Below are 17,537 nucleotides of genomic sequence, written 5' to 3'. Positions count from 1 at the left end.
AGCTCTAGAAAAATAGTAGTGGAGGATATCAGTGACAGAAACATGTATTCGTGTTACAGCAAAGGAATATCCCATAACTATCTTCTACATCCTATGTCACGTTTGGATATTTTTGTTTTCGATTCTCTGATCGCAAACCAGGATCAAAATCTTCTTGAGGAAATTTTCTGTTCTGAAGACACAGTTTTATTTAAAGCCTACCGTACTACGGCTCTACAATCCCCTCTAGCTGCTAAGAACCTAAATATCGCCCGTAAAGTCGCAAATTATATCTTAGCTGACAATGGGGAAATCGATACAGTAAAGCTTGTCGAAGCCATTCACCATCTCTCACAATGTACCTATCCTTTAGGGCCTCATCGCCATAATGAAGCTCAAGATCGCGAACACCTCCTTAAAATGCTAAAAGCTCTAAAGGAAAATCCTAAATTAAAAGAAAGCATCAAAACTCTCTTTGTCCCTTCATACTCTACAATCCAAAACCTAATTCGCCATACACTAGCATTGAATCCACAGACAATTCTCTCTACGATTCATGTGCGTCAAGCAGCACTCACAGCGCTCTTCACCTACCTTCGGCAAGATGTAGGTTCCTGTTTTGCTACGGCTCCTGCCATTCTCATTCACCAAGAATATCCAGAACGATTCCTTAAAGATCTCAATGATCTCATTAGCAGTGGCAAACTCTCTAGAATCGTAAACCAAAGGGAAATTGCGGTTCCTATAAACCTTTCGGGATGCATTGGAGAGCTATTCAAGCCTTTAAGGATTCTAGATCTTTATCCTGATCCTCTGGTTAAGCTCTCCTCATCTCCAGGACTCAAAAAAGCCTTTTCTGCTGCCAATCTTATTGAAACTCTTGGGGATTCTGAAGCACAAATCCAACAGTTGCTCTCGCATCAATATTTGATGCAAAAACTACAAAATGTCCATGAGACCTTAACTGCTAACGACATTATCAAATCGACACTTCTGCACTACTATCAGCTCCAAGAAAGTACTGTACGAGCTATTTTCTTCAAAGAAGGGTTGTTCAGCAAAGAACAAGTGGCATTCTCGACGCAACACCCCAGAGAGCTCTCAGAAATACAACGGGTATACCACTACTTACATGCCTATGAAGAAGCAAAATCTGCTTTTATCCATGACACTCAAAATCCCTTACTGAAAGCCTGGGAGTATACTTTAGCGACTCTTGCGGATGCTAGCCAATCTACCATCTCAAACCATATCCGCCTTGCCTTAGGATGGAAAAGTGAAGACCCTCACAGTCTTGTATCTCTAGTTACACACTTTGTTGAAGAGGAAGTAGAAAACATCCGAATTTTAGTCCAACAATGTGAACAGACCTATCACGAAGCACGCTCCCAACTAGAATATATTGAAGGGCGGATGCGCAACCCACTAAATAATCAAGACAGTCAGATTTTGACGATGGATCACATGCGCTTCCGTCAAGAACTCAATAAAGCTCTTTATGAGTGGGATAGTGCTCAAGAAAAGGCAAAGAAATTTCTACATCTTCCTGAATTCTTACTTTCTTTCTATACAAAGCAAATTCCCTTATACTTTCGTAGTTCTTACGATGCCTTCATTCAAGAATTTGCTCATCTCTATGCTAATGCTCCCGCTGGCTTCCGTATTCTTTTCACGCATGGACGCACCCATCCGAACACATGGTCCCCCATCTATTCGATTAATGAATTTATACGTTTTCTTTCTGAATTCTTCACCTCCACAGAGTCAGAACTTCTGGGGAAACATGCCGTGATCAATTTAGAGAAAGAAACATCTCGGCTCGTCCACAACATCACTGCCATGCTACACACGGATGTTTTCCAAGAAGCTCTCCTTACAAGAATTTTAGAAGCCTATCAGCTTCCTGTGCCTCCCTCCATCTTAAACCACTTAGATCAGCTGTCACAAACTCCCTGGGTTTATGTTTCTGGAGGAACAGTGGACACTCTTCTTTTGGATTATTTTGAAAGCTCAGAACCTCTGACACTTACAGAAAAGCATCCTGAAAATCCTCATGAGCTTGCAGCTTTCTACGCAGACGCCCTTAAAGATCTCCCTACAGGAATTAAAAGTTATCTAGAAGAAGGATCCCACTCTCTACTTAGCTCATCACCCACCCACGTTTTCTCTATAATCGCAGGATCTCCTTTATTTCGGGAAGCTTGGGATAATGATTGGTACAGCTATACCTGGCTTCGTGATGTCTGGGTGAAACAACACCAAGATTTCCTTCAAGATACTATATTACCTCAGCTAAGTATCTATGCTTTCATAGAGAATTTTTGTAACAAATATGCTTTGCAACATGTAGTTCATGACTTTCATGATTTCTGCTCCGACCACTCCTTGACTCTTCCGGAGCTCTATGACAAAGGATCGCGTTTTCTAAGCTCCTTATTCACCAAAGATAAGACCGTAGCTCTTATCTATATACGCCGTCTTCTCTACCTTATGGTCCGTGAAGTCCCTTATGTTTCAGAACAACAGCTTCCAGAAGTCTTAGATAACGTCTCTTCATATCTCGGGATTTCCTCTCGTATTACCTATGAGAAATTCCGCTCCCTGATAGAGGAAACCATCCCTAAAATGACCTTACTCTCCTCAGCAGACCTGAGGCATATCTATAAAGGTCTCCTCATGCAAAGTTATCAAAAGATCTACACCGAAGAAGATACGTACCTCCGCCTCACCACGGCAATGAGGCATCATAATCTTGCCTATCCCGCTCCTTTGCTCTTTGCAGACAGTAACTGGCCTTCTATTTATTTTGGATTCATCCTAAATCCAGGAACCACAGAGATCGATCTTTGGAAATTTAACTATGCAGGGCTGCAAGGACAGCCTCTTGACAATATCCAGGAGCTGTTCGCAACGTCAAGACCCTGGACCCTCTATGCAAATCCTATAGATTATGGCATGCCACCGCCTCCAGGCTACCGCAGCCGCCTCCCTAAAGAATTTTTCTAGATTATTTTTTCTTTTTAAAAAGAGCTGAAAATAAACTTCTTAAAGAGAACTTTGAAATTTCACGTCCCATGGCCGAGATGCTCTCCGTAAGGGGAAGTTTCTTAGGGCAGACACGGACACAGTTATGCGCTTGACCACAACCCTCAATCCCTCCTTTACCCATAAGAGCCCGCCATCTTTTCTTAGACTGCTTATCTCCAGGATACGTATTAAAATAACGCGCTTGGGAAATTGCTGCAGGACCTATGAAATCGCTTTTATTATCAATTTGGGGACATGCTTCTGTACAGCAGCCACACGTCATACACTGCGACAATGCATAGAGAAGCTCTTGCTGTTCCTGAGTGACTTGAGGACCAAACGTCTCTCCTTCAATATCCGCAGCAACCCAACCCTGAATCCTTTCGAGATTATCAAACATAATCGATCTATCTACAATTAAATCTCGGATTAACGGGAACTTAGTAAGAGGAGCAAGGACAATCTCTCGGGATTGCGTTGCATCGATATATTCTTGGATCAGAGCAGTACATGCCTGACGAGGAACTCCATTCACAAGAATAGAACAGGATCCGCAGACCTCTTCTAAGCAACCCTGCTCCCAAACTACAGGATTGACCTTTTCCCCTAAGATATTTACCGGTCGCTTTTCGATTTCCATAAGAGCGCTGATAACATTTTCCCCAGGATGTAAAGGAAGTTCAAAGCTTTCCCAGTATTGCTTCCCTGGAACGCCTCTGTAAATTTTTAAAATAAAAGTCTCTAGATTCTCCATCATCTCTCTTTTTCTATATGGGTAGACGGATATTATCAGGAATATTCGTGAGTTCTATTTTTCCTGTTGAAGATTTTGTGTAATCCCGGAGAGTCGGGGCTACGTGGCGAGTATCCACAGGAAGATAGGAAATCTCAGGTTCTTCAGGAGCATAAACAGCGACTGTAGTCTTCAGCCAATGCTCGTCATCTCTCTCAGGAAATTCTGGTTTGTAATGGGAACCCCGAAACTCATTGCGTAGAAGAGCTCCCTTAGTAATCGCCAGTGCGAGTTCTAACATGGGTCCCATCTGCCGTACAAAATGGAAGGATTTATTCGCAAATGGTGAAGAGTCCAATACAGAGACATTTTTTAATCTCTCACGAAATTCTTTCAATTTATCCATAGTTTCTTGGAGATCACGATTATTTCGTTTTACCGTAACATTTCGCACCATAATCTTTGCGATTTCCTCATGCAAAACAAAAATATTCTCTTTTCCTGATGCAGATAAAAGACGCGCGTTCTCCTCTTTTTCCTGCTGTAGAGCACGATCAAAATCACTAGACGTTGCCTGTGATGCCCCAAAAGCCTCTATAAAACGAGAAGCTTCATCTCCAGAAACCAAACCCGCAAACAAACAGGAAAGTAAAGAATTAGCACCTAAGCGATTGGCTCCATGATATTGGAAATCAGATTCTCCACAATTAAAACATCCAGGAATATTCGTCATCTGACGGAAGCGACTATCACGATCAGGATCATCGGCAGCAGGCCAATCTACCCAAGCACCTCCCATAGAATAGTGCACGGCAGGGAAAATCCTCATAGGAACCGTATTGGGGTCCTCGCCAGTAAATTTCTTATAAATATCTAAAACGACTTCTAACTTATGACGTGTTTTCTCGGGAAGATGAGTGACATCTAAGTACGCTTCCATGCGTCCATCAATTCCTAATCCAGCTTCACATACACGTAAAATAGCACGCGCTCCTACATCTCGGCTGACAAGATTCCCATACGCAGGATACATATCTTCTAAGAAATACCAAGGAGCTCCTGTCTCTCCACAAGGACGTTCCGAACCATCTGGAAATACTATGCGCTTTGAAGAATCCCCAGGCACCCACACACGACCGCCCTCACCACGCACAGACTCTGAAATTAATCGTAGCTTATCCCTTCCAGGAATTGCTGTAGGGTGAATTTGTATAAACTCTGGGTTTGCATAGGCCATGCCTTGTAAAAAGAGTCTTCCGTTCGCGGCTCCCGTACAGAAAGTCGAGTTTGTAGACATCTTAAAGATCACTCCGGGGCCTCCCGTAGCTATAATGACAGCATCGCCTCGTAAAATCTCCAGACGGTTATTAAACAAGTTCATTAATATAATGCCGCAAGCACGTCCGGAATGGTCGGTAACTAAACGTACAAATTCATGATTTTCTCGTTTTATCACCCTACCCGCATGTTCTCGCCGTCGCACTTGCTCATCTAAAGTATACATAAGCTGCTGCCCTGTAGAAGCTCCACAGAATACTGTGCGGTGGTATAACGTACCTCCAAATCTACGAACATCTAAGTTCCCAGAAGGACCACGGTTAAAAGGACAACCAAAGTTATCTAACATTTTAATGATTCTGGGTGCTGCAAGACACATTTCCAAGACAGGAGGCTGATCTGCAAGAAAATCCCCACCTTTAATCGTATCATAGGCATGCACGTAGGGAGAATCCTCTTCCTCAGGCTTCAGATTTAAGGCAGCGTTGATTCCCCCTTGAGCACATACAGAATGGGAGCGCTTGACTTTAGTCAGAGATACGAGCTCTACAATAATCCCAAGGTTGGCTAACTGCATAGCTGCGGATAATCCTGCCAATCCCCCACCAACAACGATTACTTTTCGATTCTCATCCATTTGCTATGCCACACTATACAAATTCCAAACCGCACTCACTCCCATGAAAGTCACAACAGTCATAGCGAGGTAACATACTATCCTCAATACCCCTTGCATCCTCAGAGAAACAACGACACCCCAACGACAACAAAAGGTCCACAACCCATTAAACCCATGAAATGCTGCAGCAATGACCAAAATAGTATAGAGAAGAGCTATGAATAGTGATCCCAAGGCATCACGAACTACATAAAGAAATGCGGTACCTGCACTTGGAGTCAATAAATAGGAGTTCCTCTCCGACAATAACGCAGCATCAGCACCACCTAAATCATGACGAGACACCTCGATACTCGAAGCTTCTGTATTGGGAAGATTCAAAGTTAAAAAGCCTTTAGTCCCTCTAACAATCACGTCATAGCGAGAAGGTTGAATGTCTACAGCATAATAGGTAGTTCCATGGATATCAACATGGACTGGATAACGGATAAAACGCAAATGCACAACGTGGAAAGCAATTCCAAAGAGTAAAATCCAGGCAGTCCACCTTTGCCACGTATAGCTATAATTTTTAGCATAACGCAAATGAGGTCGACTTCCGTCACCAGAATAACAATTACTTTTTCCTTGAAAGAGATATACGATGCCGATAATCGCATGACAGAGAAAAGGAAGGACTAAACCCGCCACTTCAATAATTTTCAGCCCTGGGATCTTATGAAAACCATTGACCATAGCAACGAAACCCTTCCCCTGGGAAAAGTAAGAAGAAGCTAGCATGTTCGTAAATAGGTGTTCACATAGGAAAAAAGTAAACGCTATACCCGCTAAGGAGTGAATACAACGGAAGATAAAGGTGCTATAATACTTGCCTTTCTTGTGTGACACTTCTGGGCAGATTTCATGTCGTGACATTCTAAGACTTTTTACTAAACTTTAAGTTCAACTCAAGATAGAGGCTAGAATAAAATTATGGAAAGTAATTTTTCATAAGAAACAGAAGCTTATATGACAAAATAGAAAGGTTATGGAGTTCTATGAACTCCATCAAATTAACCGTGCAGAAAGCGTAAGACGTTCTTGTAAGCAAGAGCTGCAAGCTCTTGTGGGAACATCCCTTTTACATTGGCAACGGCGTTGATCGTATGGAGCACATGTGCAGGCTCATTTTTCTTTCCCCGATAAGGTACAGGAGCCAGAAAAGGCGCATCCGTCTCTATTAAAAGATGCTCAAGAGGAAGTTCTACAACCAGATCTCGCAAATCTTGAGCATTTTTAAAAGTCACGATCCCACTTATAGAAATAAACCATCCCCGAGAGATCAGTTCCTGAGCTTCTTCCAAGGTTCCTGTAAAGCAATGCAGCATCCCTGGACGTGAACGTGGATCGTTATGGTAGTATTGGTCTAGCATACGGAAAAAATCGTTAAAAGCACCTCGACAATGCACTACAAGTGGGAGTTCGCATTCTAAAGATAAAGCCAAATAGCGTTGGAGAACCTCTTTCTGCCTTGCTATTCCCTCTTCCGTGGCAAAGCAATAATCTAAACCGACCTCTCCGATTGCGGCGAGTTTCTTACTATGTGCTGCAGCATGAAAATTCCTGTAGTCTTCTTCGATATCCTGATCTACATCTTGAGGGGGAGTCCCTCCAACATGGCAAAATCGAATTTTAGGAAAACGTTCGGCATACGCAAACGAGCGATTTAATTCCTTTTCTGTTGTGGTTACATTAACAACTAGTGACACTCCAGAATCTTGAGCGCGCTGTAATACGCTGTTAATATCTTCTTCAAAAGCATCATCAGAAAGATGAACATGAGCATCAGCCAAATCCACGGGTTGTCTCCTAGTTTAAGCAAAGTCGTAGAACATTCAGGGCAAGAATTCCCTATAGAATACATTCTCTTGAAAATATCTTCACTAAAGAAGAATCCTTAAAACACAGCGAACTCCCGAGACTCTGTCCTACTAAGGAAAATTTAAGCTCCCCAGACTCAAGATTCTACACAAGATTGAAGCGGCTCTGCTTTTAAAGGCAGGTGAACTTTGGTATTCTTGTTACAAATAAAAAGGGCAGCATATGCTGCCCTAACAATTTTTAAGGTACCTCGTGGATGATTCCACCTACGAATGCTTGTGTTGGTTCTACACTTAACAGCTACCTTACAAATCGACTTACGACGTCTTCTAAAAGATTTTGTGTAATCTTTTCTGGAAGTACGACAGGTGCAGAGTTATCTCCAGGATAGTAGACATACGAAGGGACACTTGCGCGACCTAACCGAGCAAGCTCCTCTGTAATCCCTGGATCCTTACGGGTCCAATCTGCCTCTAAAGTCACAATTCCATGAGTTTCGAACATCTTTTGCACAGCATCACCATACAAAACAGGCTTGTTCATCTGACAAGTCAAGCACCACTTAGCCGTGAAGTTCACAAAAACAGGACGACCTTGGGCTCGCAATTGGGCAAGCTTCTCTAAGGAAAAAGGCTGCCATAAACTATCTTCGTTCACACTGACTGTCTGCTGAGGTTCAGCAAAGTAATGAGAAGCTAAACCACTTACAGAGATGGCTCCACCTAGGAATGCAAAGAACAATAAAGAAGCACAAACACGTTGTTTTTTAGGAGAGACGGGGGTTCCCCAACGTCCTAAAATCCAAGCTCCTAATCCTGCAAGCCACAGTCCTCCAAGGAGAACAACAACAGAAGTTGTACTTGTTTCAGAACCAAAAATCCATACCAACCAAGTTACCGTTACTAACAACATAAATCCTGTTAGCTGTTTGAAGGTGCTCATCCATCCCCCAGGCTTAGGAAGTACGGACAACATTTTTGGAAATACAGAAAAGACTAGGTAAGGTGAAGCCATCCCCAGGCCTATCGCAGTAAAAATCAAGAGCTGCTGCAGGAAAGATAAAGACATGACTAATCCCAATACGGAACCTAAGAAGGGTCCTGTACAAGGAGTCGTGACTAGCGTAGCTAAAATACCATTAAAAAAGGCCCCTACAGCTTTATTATTAGAGCTCTTCATCTCTGAAGATTGTAACTTCCCTCCTAGGTTTGCAAACATGGTCCCCATTTCAAAAAGCCCTAGAGAACTTAAAGCAAATAAGAAGAATACTATGATCAATGTGGCAACAAACATAGGCTCTTGGAGTTGGAAGCCCCAGCCGATATTGTGACCTAAAACCTTAAGTATAAAGGCAACACCTGCCAATCCCCAGAAACATCCTACAACCCCTAAAGTAAACCATAAGCCATTGGCAATTACAGAAGAGCGGTGCTCTCCAGCAGATTTTATTAAACCGTAGACCTTCAGGGTCACTAAAGGAAGCACACAAGGCATAATATTCAACAAGACCCCGCCGAGAAAGGCCATGATCAAAATTGTGATATATTGTGACAGTCCTGCTACAGCAGATCCTGTTTGACCAAGAACTTCACTATGAATGGTGAGTGATTCTACGGGACGACCTGTGTGGTCGGCTAACAGCAGTATCCCATGAAGCTTCTCATTCTTCTGAACTCCGGAGAGATTTTTTACTTTTAATCTCCATGCAGTTCCTGTTCCCCCGCTATAAGAGGTCTCTGCATAAGCAAAAAGCTTATCGGCTTTTTCAGAAACAAACCATGCTTTCGTAGCGTTGATCTTCTTAGAGATATTTAAAATGATCTCATTTCCTTTTCCTTGCGCCACTTGAACAGAGTGATCATTTTCTAAAACACGAGGTTGCGCATGCAGCGTTTTAGTAAATTCTGCGTGTGTATCAGGATAAAGAGAAGGCTCCTTCTCTTCGTAGGGCAGTGTCAATTTTAGATCGACGTTCCCGGGCAAGCAACTATCTCCACAAGCTAGCCATTCGACCTGAGCTCGTAATTCGACCTCCTGACCAGGAGTGTATCCTTCAGGAGCACGGACATCTGCGACAATAAGAGCGGAATCTTCATATCCAAAAAATGTAGTGCCCTCTTCCTCAAATACTTTGGGGGTAGGCCAATGCTCTTCTTCAACCACGAAACCTTTCGGCAACTGCCAAGAAATTTTGAGAGGACTTCCAATTTCTCCGGGATTCTTCCAGTAGATATGGCTCCCTTTGGAAGCTGTAATCTTGATCCCCAATCGGAATGTCTGTAGTCCAGGGATGTAGCTACCCTCAGAAAGGAGTTCTGCACCTGGATGATTCACTTGTTGTGTAATTTCTTCCGCCTGGATAGAGGAAAAACTTCCAGATAACGCTGGGAAAGAAAAGAAAGGTGCTATCAATGCGGTTTGTAAATATGTTTTGAATTTATTCAAAATAACACCGTGATTTTATAAATCAAGTTACTAATTATACATTAATTTTTATATTCCATTTTATAAATCTTCTTTACAAAACCCGCTTGGCTCTATAACGAAAATTTGTTAGGATCATCTTTACTTTGAGACACTCTCTGTAAATAAAGATTTTTATTCCATGGTACACTTCTCTCATAACCCCATCATTCAGGCCTACACGGAAGCAGATTTTTTTGGTAAAAGTATATTCTTTTGTCTTCTTATTCTTTCTGTGTGTACTTGGACAGTACTACATCAAAAGCTTGCCATTCAAAAAAATTTTTTAAAAGCAGGAAAGTCTCTTAAAGATTTCTTAATTAAAAACCGTCACGCACCTCTGTCTCTGGATATCCATCCAGAGCTCAGCCCCTTTGCGGACTTGTATTTTACTATAAAACGGGGAACTTTGGAGCTCTTAGATAAAAATCGGCAATCGGCTCCAGATCGAGGTCCCATCCTTTCTTCTGAAGATATCCAATCTTTGGAGACGCTCCTGGGAGCCATCATGCCGAAATATAAAGCTCTTTTACATAAAAACAGCTTTATTCCGGCGACAACGATCAGCTTAGCTCCTTTTCTAGGACTTTTAGGTACAGTATGGGGAATTTTAGTCGCTTTTACCCACATTAGCTCGGGAAGCAGTGGAAACTCAGCCATTATGGAAGGACTCGCCACAGCCCTGGGAACGACGATTATAGGACTCTTTGTTGCTATACCCTCACTGATCGCTTTTAACTATCTTAAAGCACATTCTTCGGAATTGATTTCTGAGATAGAGCAGACAGCATATTTACTACTGAATTCTATAGAAGTCAAATACCGCAATACAAACTTATGAAATACCGCTTCACGGAAGAAATAGAAGAAGAGCCCCTGGTGAACTTAACGCCGTTGATTGATATTGTCTTTGTCATTTTAATGGCATTTATCGTTGCTGTTCCCTTAATAAAACTGGATTCTATAGCTCTTGCTCCTGGCACACAAGAGCAAGAAGTGCTGAGCAGCGAAAACGATTCTATAGCGGTAATTAAAGTATTTGCGGACCATTCGTTAACTTTGAACGAGCATCCGATCACACTACAAGAGCTCACTGTTCGCCTTACCCTCCTCCATAAAGCCTATCCTGAAAAGACCCCCCTATTACTACAAGATGGAGAAACCTCCTTTCGGACATATCAAAACGTAAAGAATGCTATAGAAGCTGCGGGGTTTCACGAACTTCACGTAGCCCTACAGAATTGAATTATGATGAAGTATCTTCCCTATATAGCAATCACGGCATGTATTCATGGGGGGATTCTTCTCCTTGTCTTTGCTTCTCCTCTTCCTAAAAAACGTTTACAACCCAAAGCCTTTCAAGAAAAACTCGTCACTATCCAACCGAAACCTCCTGTCCCTACTCCCTCAGTAGTTGTAGATCCAGCTAAAACGATACGCCCCTCTGTAGCTACGCAGCCACAAAAACAAGCTAAATGCAGCCCTCCTCAAGAGAACGTCCAGAAGGCTCTACAAAAACCCATTCCAAAAGTTATAAAAACAGAACCTCCTAAACCATCACCAGCCCCTACTGTAGCAAAAAAAACGACCGCAACTGAGAAACCTCCTCCCTCTACAACTAAAAAAAATACACAGTTATCAAAAACCCAACTACAAACACTCTCCGAAGTTGCCCAAGCCCTTTCCCTACATGTAGATAAAATTGAGAAAAGTGAAACTTCTCTCAAAAATATCTCCTGGCCATCTACAGCCCAATTGACCATGCACTCAGAACTTAAAGCAACTCAAGAAGACGAGCTATGTGAGTTATTTCGCACTCACATAGCTCTCCCCTCTAAAGGGTATGTGCGTATTAAATTAGTCCTTTCTCCGAATGGAGAGATTCAAGAATGCAGTTTTCTCTCTGAGGTGAGTGCTGCTGACAAACAGCTGCTCACTCAGAGGATTCAAGCACTCCCATTTCAAAAATTTCTCGAAAAATACAAAGTCTCGAAAAATATATCTTTTCATATTAAACTGGTCAGTAATGAATCCTAACGCTCTATCCCTAGGGTGAGGAGATATCGGCATGTTACGGCAACTATGCTTCCAAGTTTTTTTCTTTTGCTTCGCATCGCTAGTCTATGCTGAAGAATTAGAAGTTGTTGTCCGTTCCGAACATATCACGCTCCCTATTGAGGTCTCTTGCCAGACCGATACGAAAGATCCAAAAATACAGAAATACCTCAGCTCGCTAACGGAGATATTTTGCAAGGACATTGCCCTAGGAGACTGTCTACAACCCACAGCGGCTTCTAAAGAATCGTCATCTCCTTTAGCAATATCTTTACGGTTGCATGTACCTCAGCTATCTGTAGTGCTTTTACAGTCTTCAAAAACTCCTCAAACCTTATGTTCTTTTACTATTTCTCAAAATCTTTCTGTAGATCGTCAAAAAATCCATCACGCTGCTGATACAGTTCATTACGCCCTCACAGGGATTCCTGGAATCAGTGCTGGGAAAATTGTTTTTGCTCTAAGTTCTTTAGGAAAAGATCAAAAGCTCAAGCAAGGAGAATTATGGACTACAGATTACGATGGGAAAAACCTCGCCCCTTTAACCACAGAATGTTCGCTCTCTATAACTCCAAAATGGGTGGGTGTGGGATCAAATTTTCCCTATCTCTATGTTTCGTATAAGTATGGTGTGCCTAAAATTTTTCTTGGTTCCCTAGAGAACACTGAAGGTAAAAAAGTCCTTCCGTTAAAAGGCAACCAACTCATGCCTACGTTTTCTCCAAGAAAAAAGCTTTTAGCTTTCGTTGCTGATACGTATGGAAATCCTGATTTATTTATTCAACCGTTCTCACTAACTTCAGGACCTATGGGTCGCCCACGTCGCCTCCTTAATGAGAATTTCGGGACTCAAGGGAATCCCTCCTTCAACCCTGAAGGATCCCAGCTTGTCTTTATATCGAACAAAGACGGCCGTCCGCGTCTTTATATTATGTCCCTCGATCCTGAACCCCAAGCACCTCGCTTGCTGACAAAAAAATACAGAAATAGCAGTTGCCCTGCATGGTCTCCAGATGGTAAAAAAATAGCCTTCTGCTCTGTAATTAAAGGGGTGCGACAAATTTGTATTTACGATCTCTCCTCTGGAGAGGATTACCAACTCACTACGTCTCCCACAAATAAAGAGAGTCCTTCTTGGGCTATAGACAGCCGTCATCTTGTCTTTAGTGCGGGGAATGCTGAAGAATCAGAGTTATATTTAATCAGTCTAGTCACCAAAAAAACTAACAAAATTGCTATAGGAGTAGGAGAAAAACGGTTCCCCTCCTGGGGTGCTTTCCCTCAGCAACCGATAAAGAGAACACTATGAATATACATTCCCTATGGAAACTTTGTACTTTATTGGCTTTACTTGCATTGCCAGCATGTAGCCTTTCCCCTAATTATGGCTGGGAGGATTCCTGTAATACATGCCATCATACAAGACGAAAAAAGCCTTCTTCTTTTGGCTTTGTTCCTCTCTATACCGAAGAGGACTTTAACCCTAATTTTACCTTCGGTGAGTATGATTCCAAAGAAGAAAAACAATACAAGTCAAGCCAAGTTGCAGCATTTCGTAATATCACCTTTGCTACAGACAGCTATACAATTAAAGGTGAAGAGAACCTTGCGATTCTCACGAACTTGGTTCACTACATGAAGAAAAACCCGAAAGCTACACTGTACATTGAAGGGCATACTGACGAGCGTGGAGCTGCATCCTATAACCTTGCTTTAGGAGCACGACGAGCCAATGCGATTAAAGAGCATCTCCGAAAGCAGGGAATCTCTGCAGATCGTCTATCTACTATTTCCTACGGAAAAGAACATCCTTTAAATTCGGGACACAACGAACTAGCATGGCAACAAAATCGCCGTACAGAGTTTAAGATTCATGCACGCTAAGCTAAGCTTTTTTATTCTTCTAAGTCTGTTATTTTCAGGAATAGATTGCAGTCGTTTGCATGCTGCTGGAAGGTCTCCTTCTCTACAAGGAGTCCTTGCAGAAATCGAAGATATCTCGGCAAAATTAGCCTCTCACGAAGTGGAGATTGTCATGTTGTCAGAGCGCTTGGATGAACAAGACTCTAAATGCCAAAAATGGACAGCAGCAAAACCAGAAACCCTGGCTCAAAAAATCCGCGAGCTAGAGTCCGATCAAAAGGCGCTTGCGAAAACATTAGCTGTACTAACAACTTCTGTTAAAGACTTACAGACGAACTTACAAAGTAAACTACAAGAAATTCAAAAAGATCACCGAGCTTTAGCTCAGGATTTGCGTCTAGTACGACGTTCTTTACTTGCTTTAGTAGACAGCTCTTCTCCTGGAGCCTATGCTGACTTCTCGGATCCTGTTCCTGAGAATATTTATATAGTACGTGAAGGTGATAGTCTTAGTAAAATTGCTAAAAAATATAAACTTTCAGTAACTGAATTAAAGAAAATTAATAAATTAGATTCCGATGCTATCTATGCTGGGCAACGACTTTGTTTACAAAGAAATAAGCAATAATAACCATCTTAGATTCGCAAATCTTTTCAAAACTAAGTTTCTCTCTGTAGATAATAAACAAACAGTCCTGTACGATCAGAAATAAAGATTCGATCTCATATTTCAAATGAAATTTACAGTTGCTTTATTTGGAGAAGCAGAAAAAGGAAGTTACGATACTGCGTACTTCTGTCGTAGTCTTGTAGATCTACATAATTATCTTGGAGATGTCAGCAGTCCAGGCATCACTTTAGCTATTAAAACATTATTAAGTGATTATAATGTAGTGTACTTCAGAGTTCGAGAAGAAGGCTACTGTGTAGATAGTTACTTTTTTGGTTTGCATTTCTTAAATACACAAACGACGTTAAAAAACATCATTGCTATCGGACTTCCTGGTGTTGGAAATCAACACATCATTGAAGCTTCTCGGTCTTTATGCCAAAAACACAATAGCCTTTTATTGTTCTTTGATCACGATCTTTATGACTTGCTGACTTTCAATCAGCCTTTCTAGTCTATAGTCCCGAAATAATTTTGCAGTCCTTCTTCATTTGGAGCCATCGCTCGCTCTCCTTCATGCCAATTTGCAGGACAGACTAAGCCATTAGTTTCAAAGAAGATTAAAGCATCTAGGGTTCTAAGTTCTTCTTCTATAGAACGGCCTAGAGGAAGATCATTCACTACAAGATGACGGATGATTCCACCTTTATCAATCAGGAAAACTCCTCTGAAAGATAATTCTTCTTCGGGTTTTAACACATGATAACTTCTTGAAATGACTTTATCTTCGTCTGAGAGAAGAGGATAGGTAATACCTTCGATACCACCTTGCTTTTTCTTAGTAGCTAACCACTGTTGATGGGTGGCAATGTCATCCACGGAACAGCCTATGACTTCAGCTCCTCGGGTGTGGAATTCTCCTAAAGCATCTTGAAATGCGTGCAATTCCGTAGGACACACGTAAGTAAAATCTTTAGGATAGAAGAAAAGCACAACATACTTTCCTAAATAATCTTTTAAAGATACGGTACACGTTTCGCCATTAACAACAGCTTGCGCAACAAAATCAGGGGCTTCCTTTCCAACTAGGGAGAGTGTCATAAAAACCTCTTCTTCAACTCTTTTATTGTTCCGCACCAGAGAGGACTCGAACCTCTGACCACCTGGTTCGTAGCCAGGTACTCTATCCGACTGAGCTACTGGTGCCTATTTTCGCTCAACATAGTGTATCCCAGAAAGATCAAATGATCAACATTTTCTCTGTCTATAAGAAAATGCTGTGGAAATTTTTAATGAACTAATCTTACTAAAAATTTTTATTTCTTAGAAATTTCCGTTATACCATCCCAAATCAAGGATGTTTTAGAAGAGAGTCCTCAATCAACAACGCATGTTTTAGGCAGCCTTATTAAGAACTCAACTGATTATGTTTTCGTCCTTGAGCTGATAAAAAAAGAACTCGTTAGCAAGAGGCATGATACCGAAACTGCGCATTTTAATGAAGAGGTTGTTACAATGAGGGGATCGCAGATCCCTGCATCTACAAGATCCTCGAATGTATCTGTCATGCCATTATAGCCAAATCTAGGGTTCTCGTGAGAGAGAATGGTATGAATGACTTCTTCTGAAGATCTACCACAGTTCTGAGCTAAAACCTTCAAGGGAGTTCGTACCGCTTGTAGGAGAGTCTCAAAACCAAAAGTCATACCCGAAGATAGGTTTGCAGGCACCTCGATAGCGTGTGCTGCTCGTAAGAAAGCCACTCCCCCACCAGGAACTATCCCACCTTTCATGGCAGCTTTTGTAGCACGTAAGGCAGATTCTAACTGGAACTGTCGTTCCCTTTGTTCTGTATCCGTATCGGCAGTAATTTGCACTTGCGGGATACTTCCTATAAAGATCGCTAACCGTTCTTCTAATTCCTGACACTCACTCTCTGAGGTACTCCTAGCTATCGCTAAACAGAGCTCCTGTTTCCTAGCTTGTATGATCTCAGCATCTCCCCCTCCCTCAAGGAAGGTAAACGTTTCTTTAGTAATCATGACCTGTTTCACACGCCCCAAAACATCTAAGGAAACTGGTATTTCACAGTTTTCTGATTCTTGTCCTATAAGGGTAGCTCCCGTTAAAATAGCAAGATCTTCCAAAACGACTTGTCGCAGTTCTCTAGATCCTGGAGCCTTCACAGCACAAACAGGAAGACCGTTTCTAAGCTTATTCAAAATCAGAGTTCTTAAAACATTCTGATCAAAATCTTCTGCTATGATCACTAAGGGGTGGGTGTTCTGTTCAGAGATGAGTTCTAAATACCGAATCAGTTCTTCACTTAAAGACACTAGGCTATGGGATAGGATGAGCACTAAAGCTTCTTCCCACACAACATCCATTGTCTCTGGACGCGTAACAAAATAGGGAGAAAGGTATCCACTTTTTACTCTTTTTCCTAAACCACGTGTTTTGGAAATTCCAGAGTCTTTGCTAGAGAAGACGCCTTTAAGATCGGCTTGGGATATGACAGTTGCTACCACGGTACCTAAAGTAACATCATGGTTTGCCGCAACCATAGCGACATGCAAAACGTCTTTTGGAGACTGTAACTCTATAGCTTGCCTTTGTAATTGCTGGTAGACCATCTCCACTGACAAGAGAATGCCTGCTTTGATCTCCTGAGGATCTAGACCTGCAGCAATGCCTTTTAGACCCTGAGTAAAAAGAGCATCGATAACAACAAGGGCTGTTGTTGAGCCATCTCCAGTTTGTTCTACAACTTTTAGCAAGGCTTCCTTTGCAAGCTTTACTCCAAGAGATTCGAATGCGTCTTGAAGTATGATTTCTTTAGCAATCCGAATTCCGTTTTTCGTTAAGACAATAGGAGCTTTTCCTTTTTTGATGACTACGTTATACCCTCGAGGTCCAAATGCTGGGGTTACAGCTTTAGTAAGAGCATGCACTCCTCGTTTTAATGCTGAAAGTCCCTCAAATTGACTTTTAAATACCCAAACCACTCGATCCTCTGATGTCTATTCTTAATGCAGGAAAGGCTTCTGCCA

General features: G+C 41.9%; 15 protein-coding genes and 1 tRNA gene. 8 read left to right on the top strand and 8 right to left on the bottom strand.

Going from position 1 to position 17,537, the window contains the following annotated elements; all coding sequences use genetic code 11:
• The first annotated feature begins 93 nt into the window (after window positions 1-93).
• On the top strand, window positions 94-2,985 hold the full coding sequence (locus CPB_RS04085) for a hypothetical protein (RefSeq protein WP_041466968.1): 2,892 nt from the start codon (window positions 94-96) through the stop codon (window positions 2,983-2,985).
• 1 nt (window position 2,986) lies between these two features.
• On the opposite strand, the gene sdhB is transcribed toward CPB_RS04085, so the two are convergent.
• From sdhB to CPB_RS04060, 5 genes are all read right to left on the bottom strand, one after another.
• Window positions 2,987-3,760: a succinate dehydrogenase iron-sulfur subunit gene (gene sdhB / locus CPB_RS04080; RefSeq protein WP_011126226.1), complete on the bottom strand. Its 774-nt coding sequence runs from the start codon at window positions 3,758-3,760 to the stop codon at window positions 2,987-2,989.
• Between the two features lie 13 nt (window positions 3,761-3,773).
• A complete protein-coding gene (sdhA, locus tag CPB_RS04075; RefSeq protein WP_010883426.1) occupies window positions 3,774-5,654 on the bottom strand; it encodes a succinate dehydrogenase flavoprotein subunit in 1,881 nt (626 codons plus the stop codon).
• Between the two features lie 3 nt (window positions 5,655-5,657).
• Entirely contained in the window at window positions 5,658-6,551 is an 894-nt protein-coding gene (locus CPB_RS04070; protein ID WP_011126225.1) for a succinate dehydrogenase cytochrome b558 subunit, read from the bottom strand.
• A gap of 137 nt (window positions 6,552-6,688) precedes the next feature.
• Complete coding sequence (locus CPB_RS04065; RefSeq protein WP_010883424.1) at window positions 6,689-7,474, bottom strand: TatD family hydrolase; 786 nt, start codon at window positions 7,472-7,474, stop codon at window positions 6,689-6,691.
• Window positions 7,475-7,796: 322 nt separating this feature from the next.
• Complete coding sequence (locus tag CPB_RS04060) at window positions 7,797-9,941, bottom strand: protein-disulfide reductase DsbD family protein (protein WP_010892265.1); 2,145 nt, start codon at window positions 9,939-9,941, stop codon at window positions 7,797-7,799.
• Window positions 9,942-10,101: 160 nt separating this feature from the next.
• Here CPB_RS04060 and CPB_RS04055 point away from each other — a divergent pair, with 160 nt between their 5' ends.
• The 7 genes from CPB_RS04055 (at window position 10,102) to CPB_RS04025 (ending at window position 15,001) form a co-directional block, all read left to right on the top strand.
• Window positions 10,102-10,800: a MotA/TolQ/ExbB proton channel family protein gene (locus CPB_RS04055; protein WP_010883422.1), complete on the top strand. Its 699-nt coding sequence runs from the start codon at window positions 10,102-10,104 to the stop codon at window positions 10,798-10,800.
• Window positions 10,797-11,204 carry an ExbD/TolR family protein gene (locus CPB_RS04050; protein ID WP_010883421.1) on the top strand — a complete coding sequence of 136 codons (408 nt, stop codon included), beginning with the start codon at window positions 10,797-10,799 and terminating at the stop codon, window positions 11,202-11,204. The genes CPB_RS04055 and CPB_RS04050 overlap by 4 nt, the downstream gene beginning before the upstream one ends.
• A 3-nt stretch (window positions 11,205-11,207) precedes the next feature.
• Window positions 11,208-11,996, top strand: a complete 789-nt coding sequence (locus tag CPB_RS05735) for an inclusion-associated protein (RefSeq protein ID WP_010883420.1) — start codon at window positions 11,208-11,210, stop codon at window positions 11,994-11,996.
• A 31-nt stretch (window positions 11,997-12,027) separates the two neighbouring features.
• Entirely contained in the window at window positions 12,028-13,323 is a 1,296-nt protein-coding gene (tolB, locus tag CPB_RS04040; RefSeq protein WP_010883419.1) for a Tol-Pal system protein TolB, read from the top strand.
• Window positions 13,320-13,898: an OmpA family protein gene (locus tag CPB_RS04035; RefSeq protein ID WP_010883418.1), complete on the top strand. Its 579-nt coding sequence runs from the start codon at window positions 13,320-13,322 to the stop codon at window positions 13,896-13,898. The genes tolB and CPB_RS04035 overlap by 4 nt, the downstream gene beginning before the upstream one ends.
• Window positions 13,888-14,505 carry a LysM peptidoglycan-binding domain-containing protein gene (locus tag CPB_RS04030; protein WP_010883417.1) on the top strand — a complete coding sequence of 206 codons (618 nt, stop codon included), beginning with the start codon at window positions 13,888-13,890 and terminating at the stop codon, window positions 14,503-14,505. The genes CPB_RS04035 and CPB_RS04030 overlap by 11 nt, the downstream gene beginning before the upstream one ends.
• Before the next feature lie 106 nt (window positions 14,506-14,611).
• Entirely contained in the window at window positions 14,612-15,001 is a 390-nt protein-coding gene (locus CPB_RS04025; protein ID WP_010883416.1) for a hypothetical protein, read from the top strand.
• On the opposite strand, the gene CPB_RS04020 is transcribed toward CPB_RS04025, so the two are convergent.
• From CPB_RS04020 to CPB_RS04010, 3 genes are all read right to left on the bottom strand, one after another.
• Window positions 14,998-15,588: a peroxiredoxin gene (locus CPB_RS04020; RefSeq protein WP_010883415.1), complete on the bottom strand. Its 591-nt coding sequence runs from the start codon at window positions 15,586-15,588 to the stop codon at window positions 14,998-15,000. The genes CPB_RS04025 and CPB_RS04020 overlap by 4 nt on opposite strands.
• A 31-nt stretch (window positions 15,589-15,619) precedes the next feature.
• Window positions 15,620-15,693, bottom strand: a tRNA-Arg gene (locus CPB_RS04015).
• Window positions 15,694-15,911: 218 nt separating this feature from the next.
• Window positions 15,912-17,492, bottom strand: coding sequence for a molecular chaperone GroEL (locus CPB_RS04010; protein ID WP_010883414.1), 1,581 nt, complete (start codon window positions 17,490-17,492; stop codon window positions 15,912-15,914).
• Between the last annotated feature and the right edge of the window lie 45 nt (window positions 17,493-17,537).

The organism is Chlamydia pneumoniae TW-183, assembly GCF_000007205.1.
Classification (GTDB): Bacteria; Chlamydiota; Chlamydiia; order Chlamydiales; family Chlamydiaceae; genus Chlamydia; species Chlamydia pneumoniae.
The sequence above is the reverse complement of the archived record's forward strand: the minus strand, read 5'-3'. Positions and strand labels throughout refer to the sequence as shown.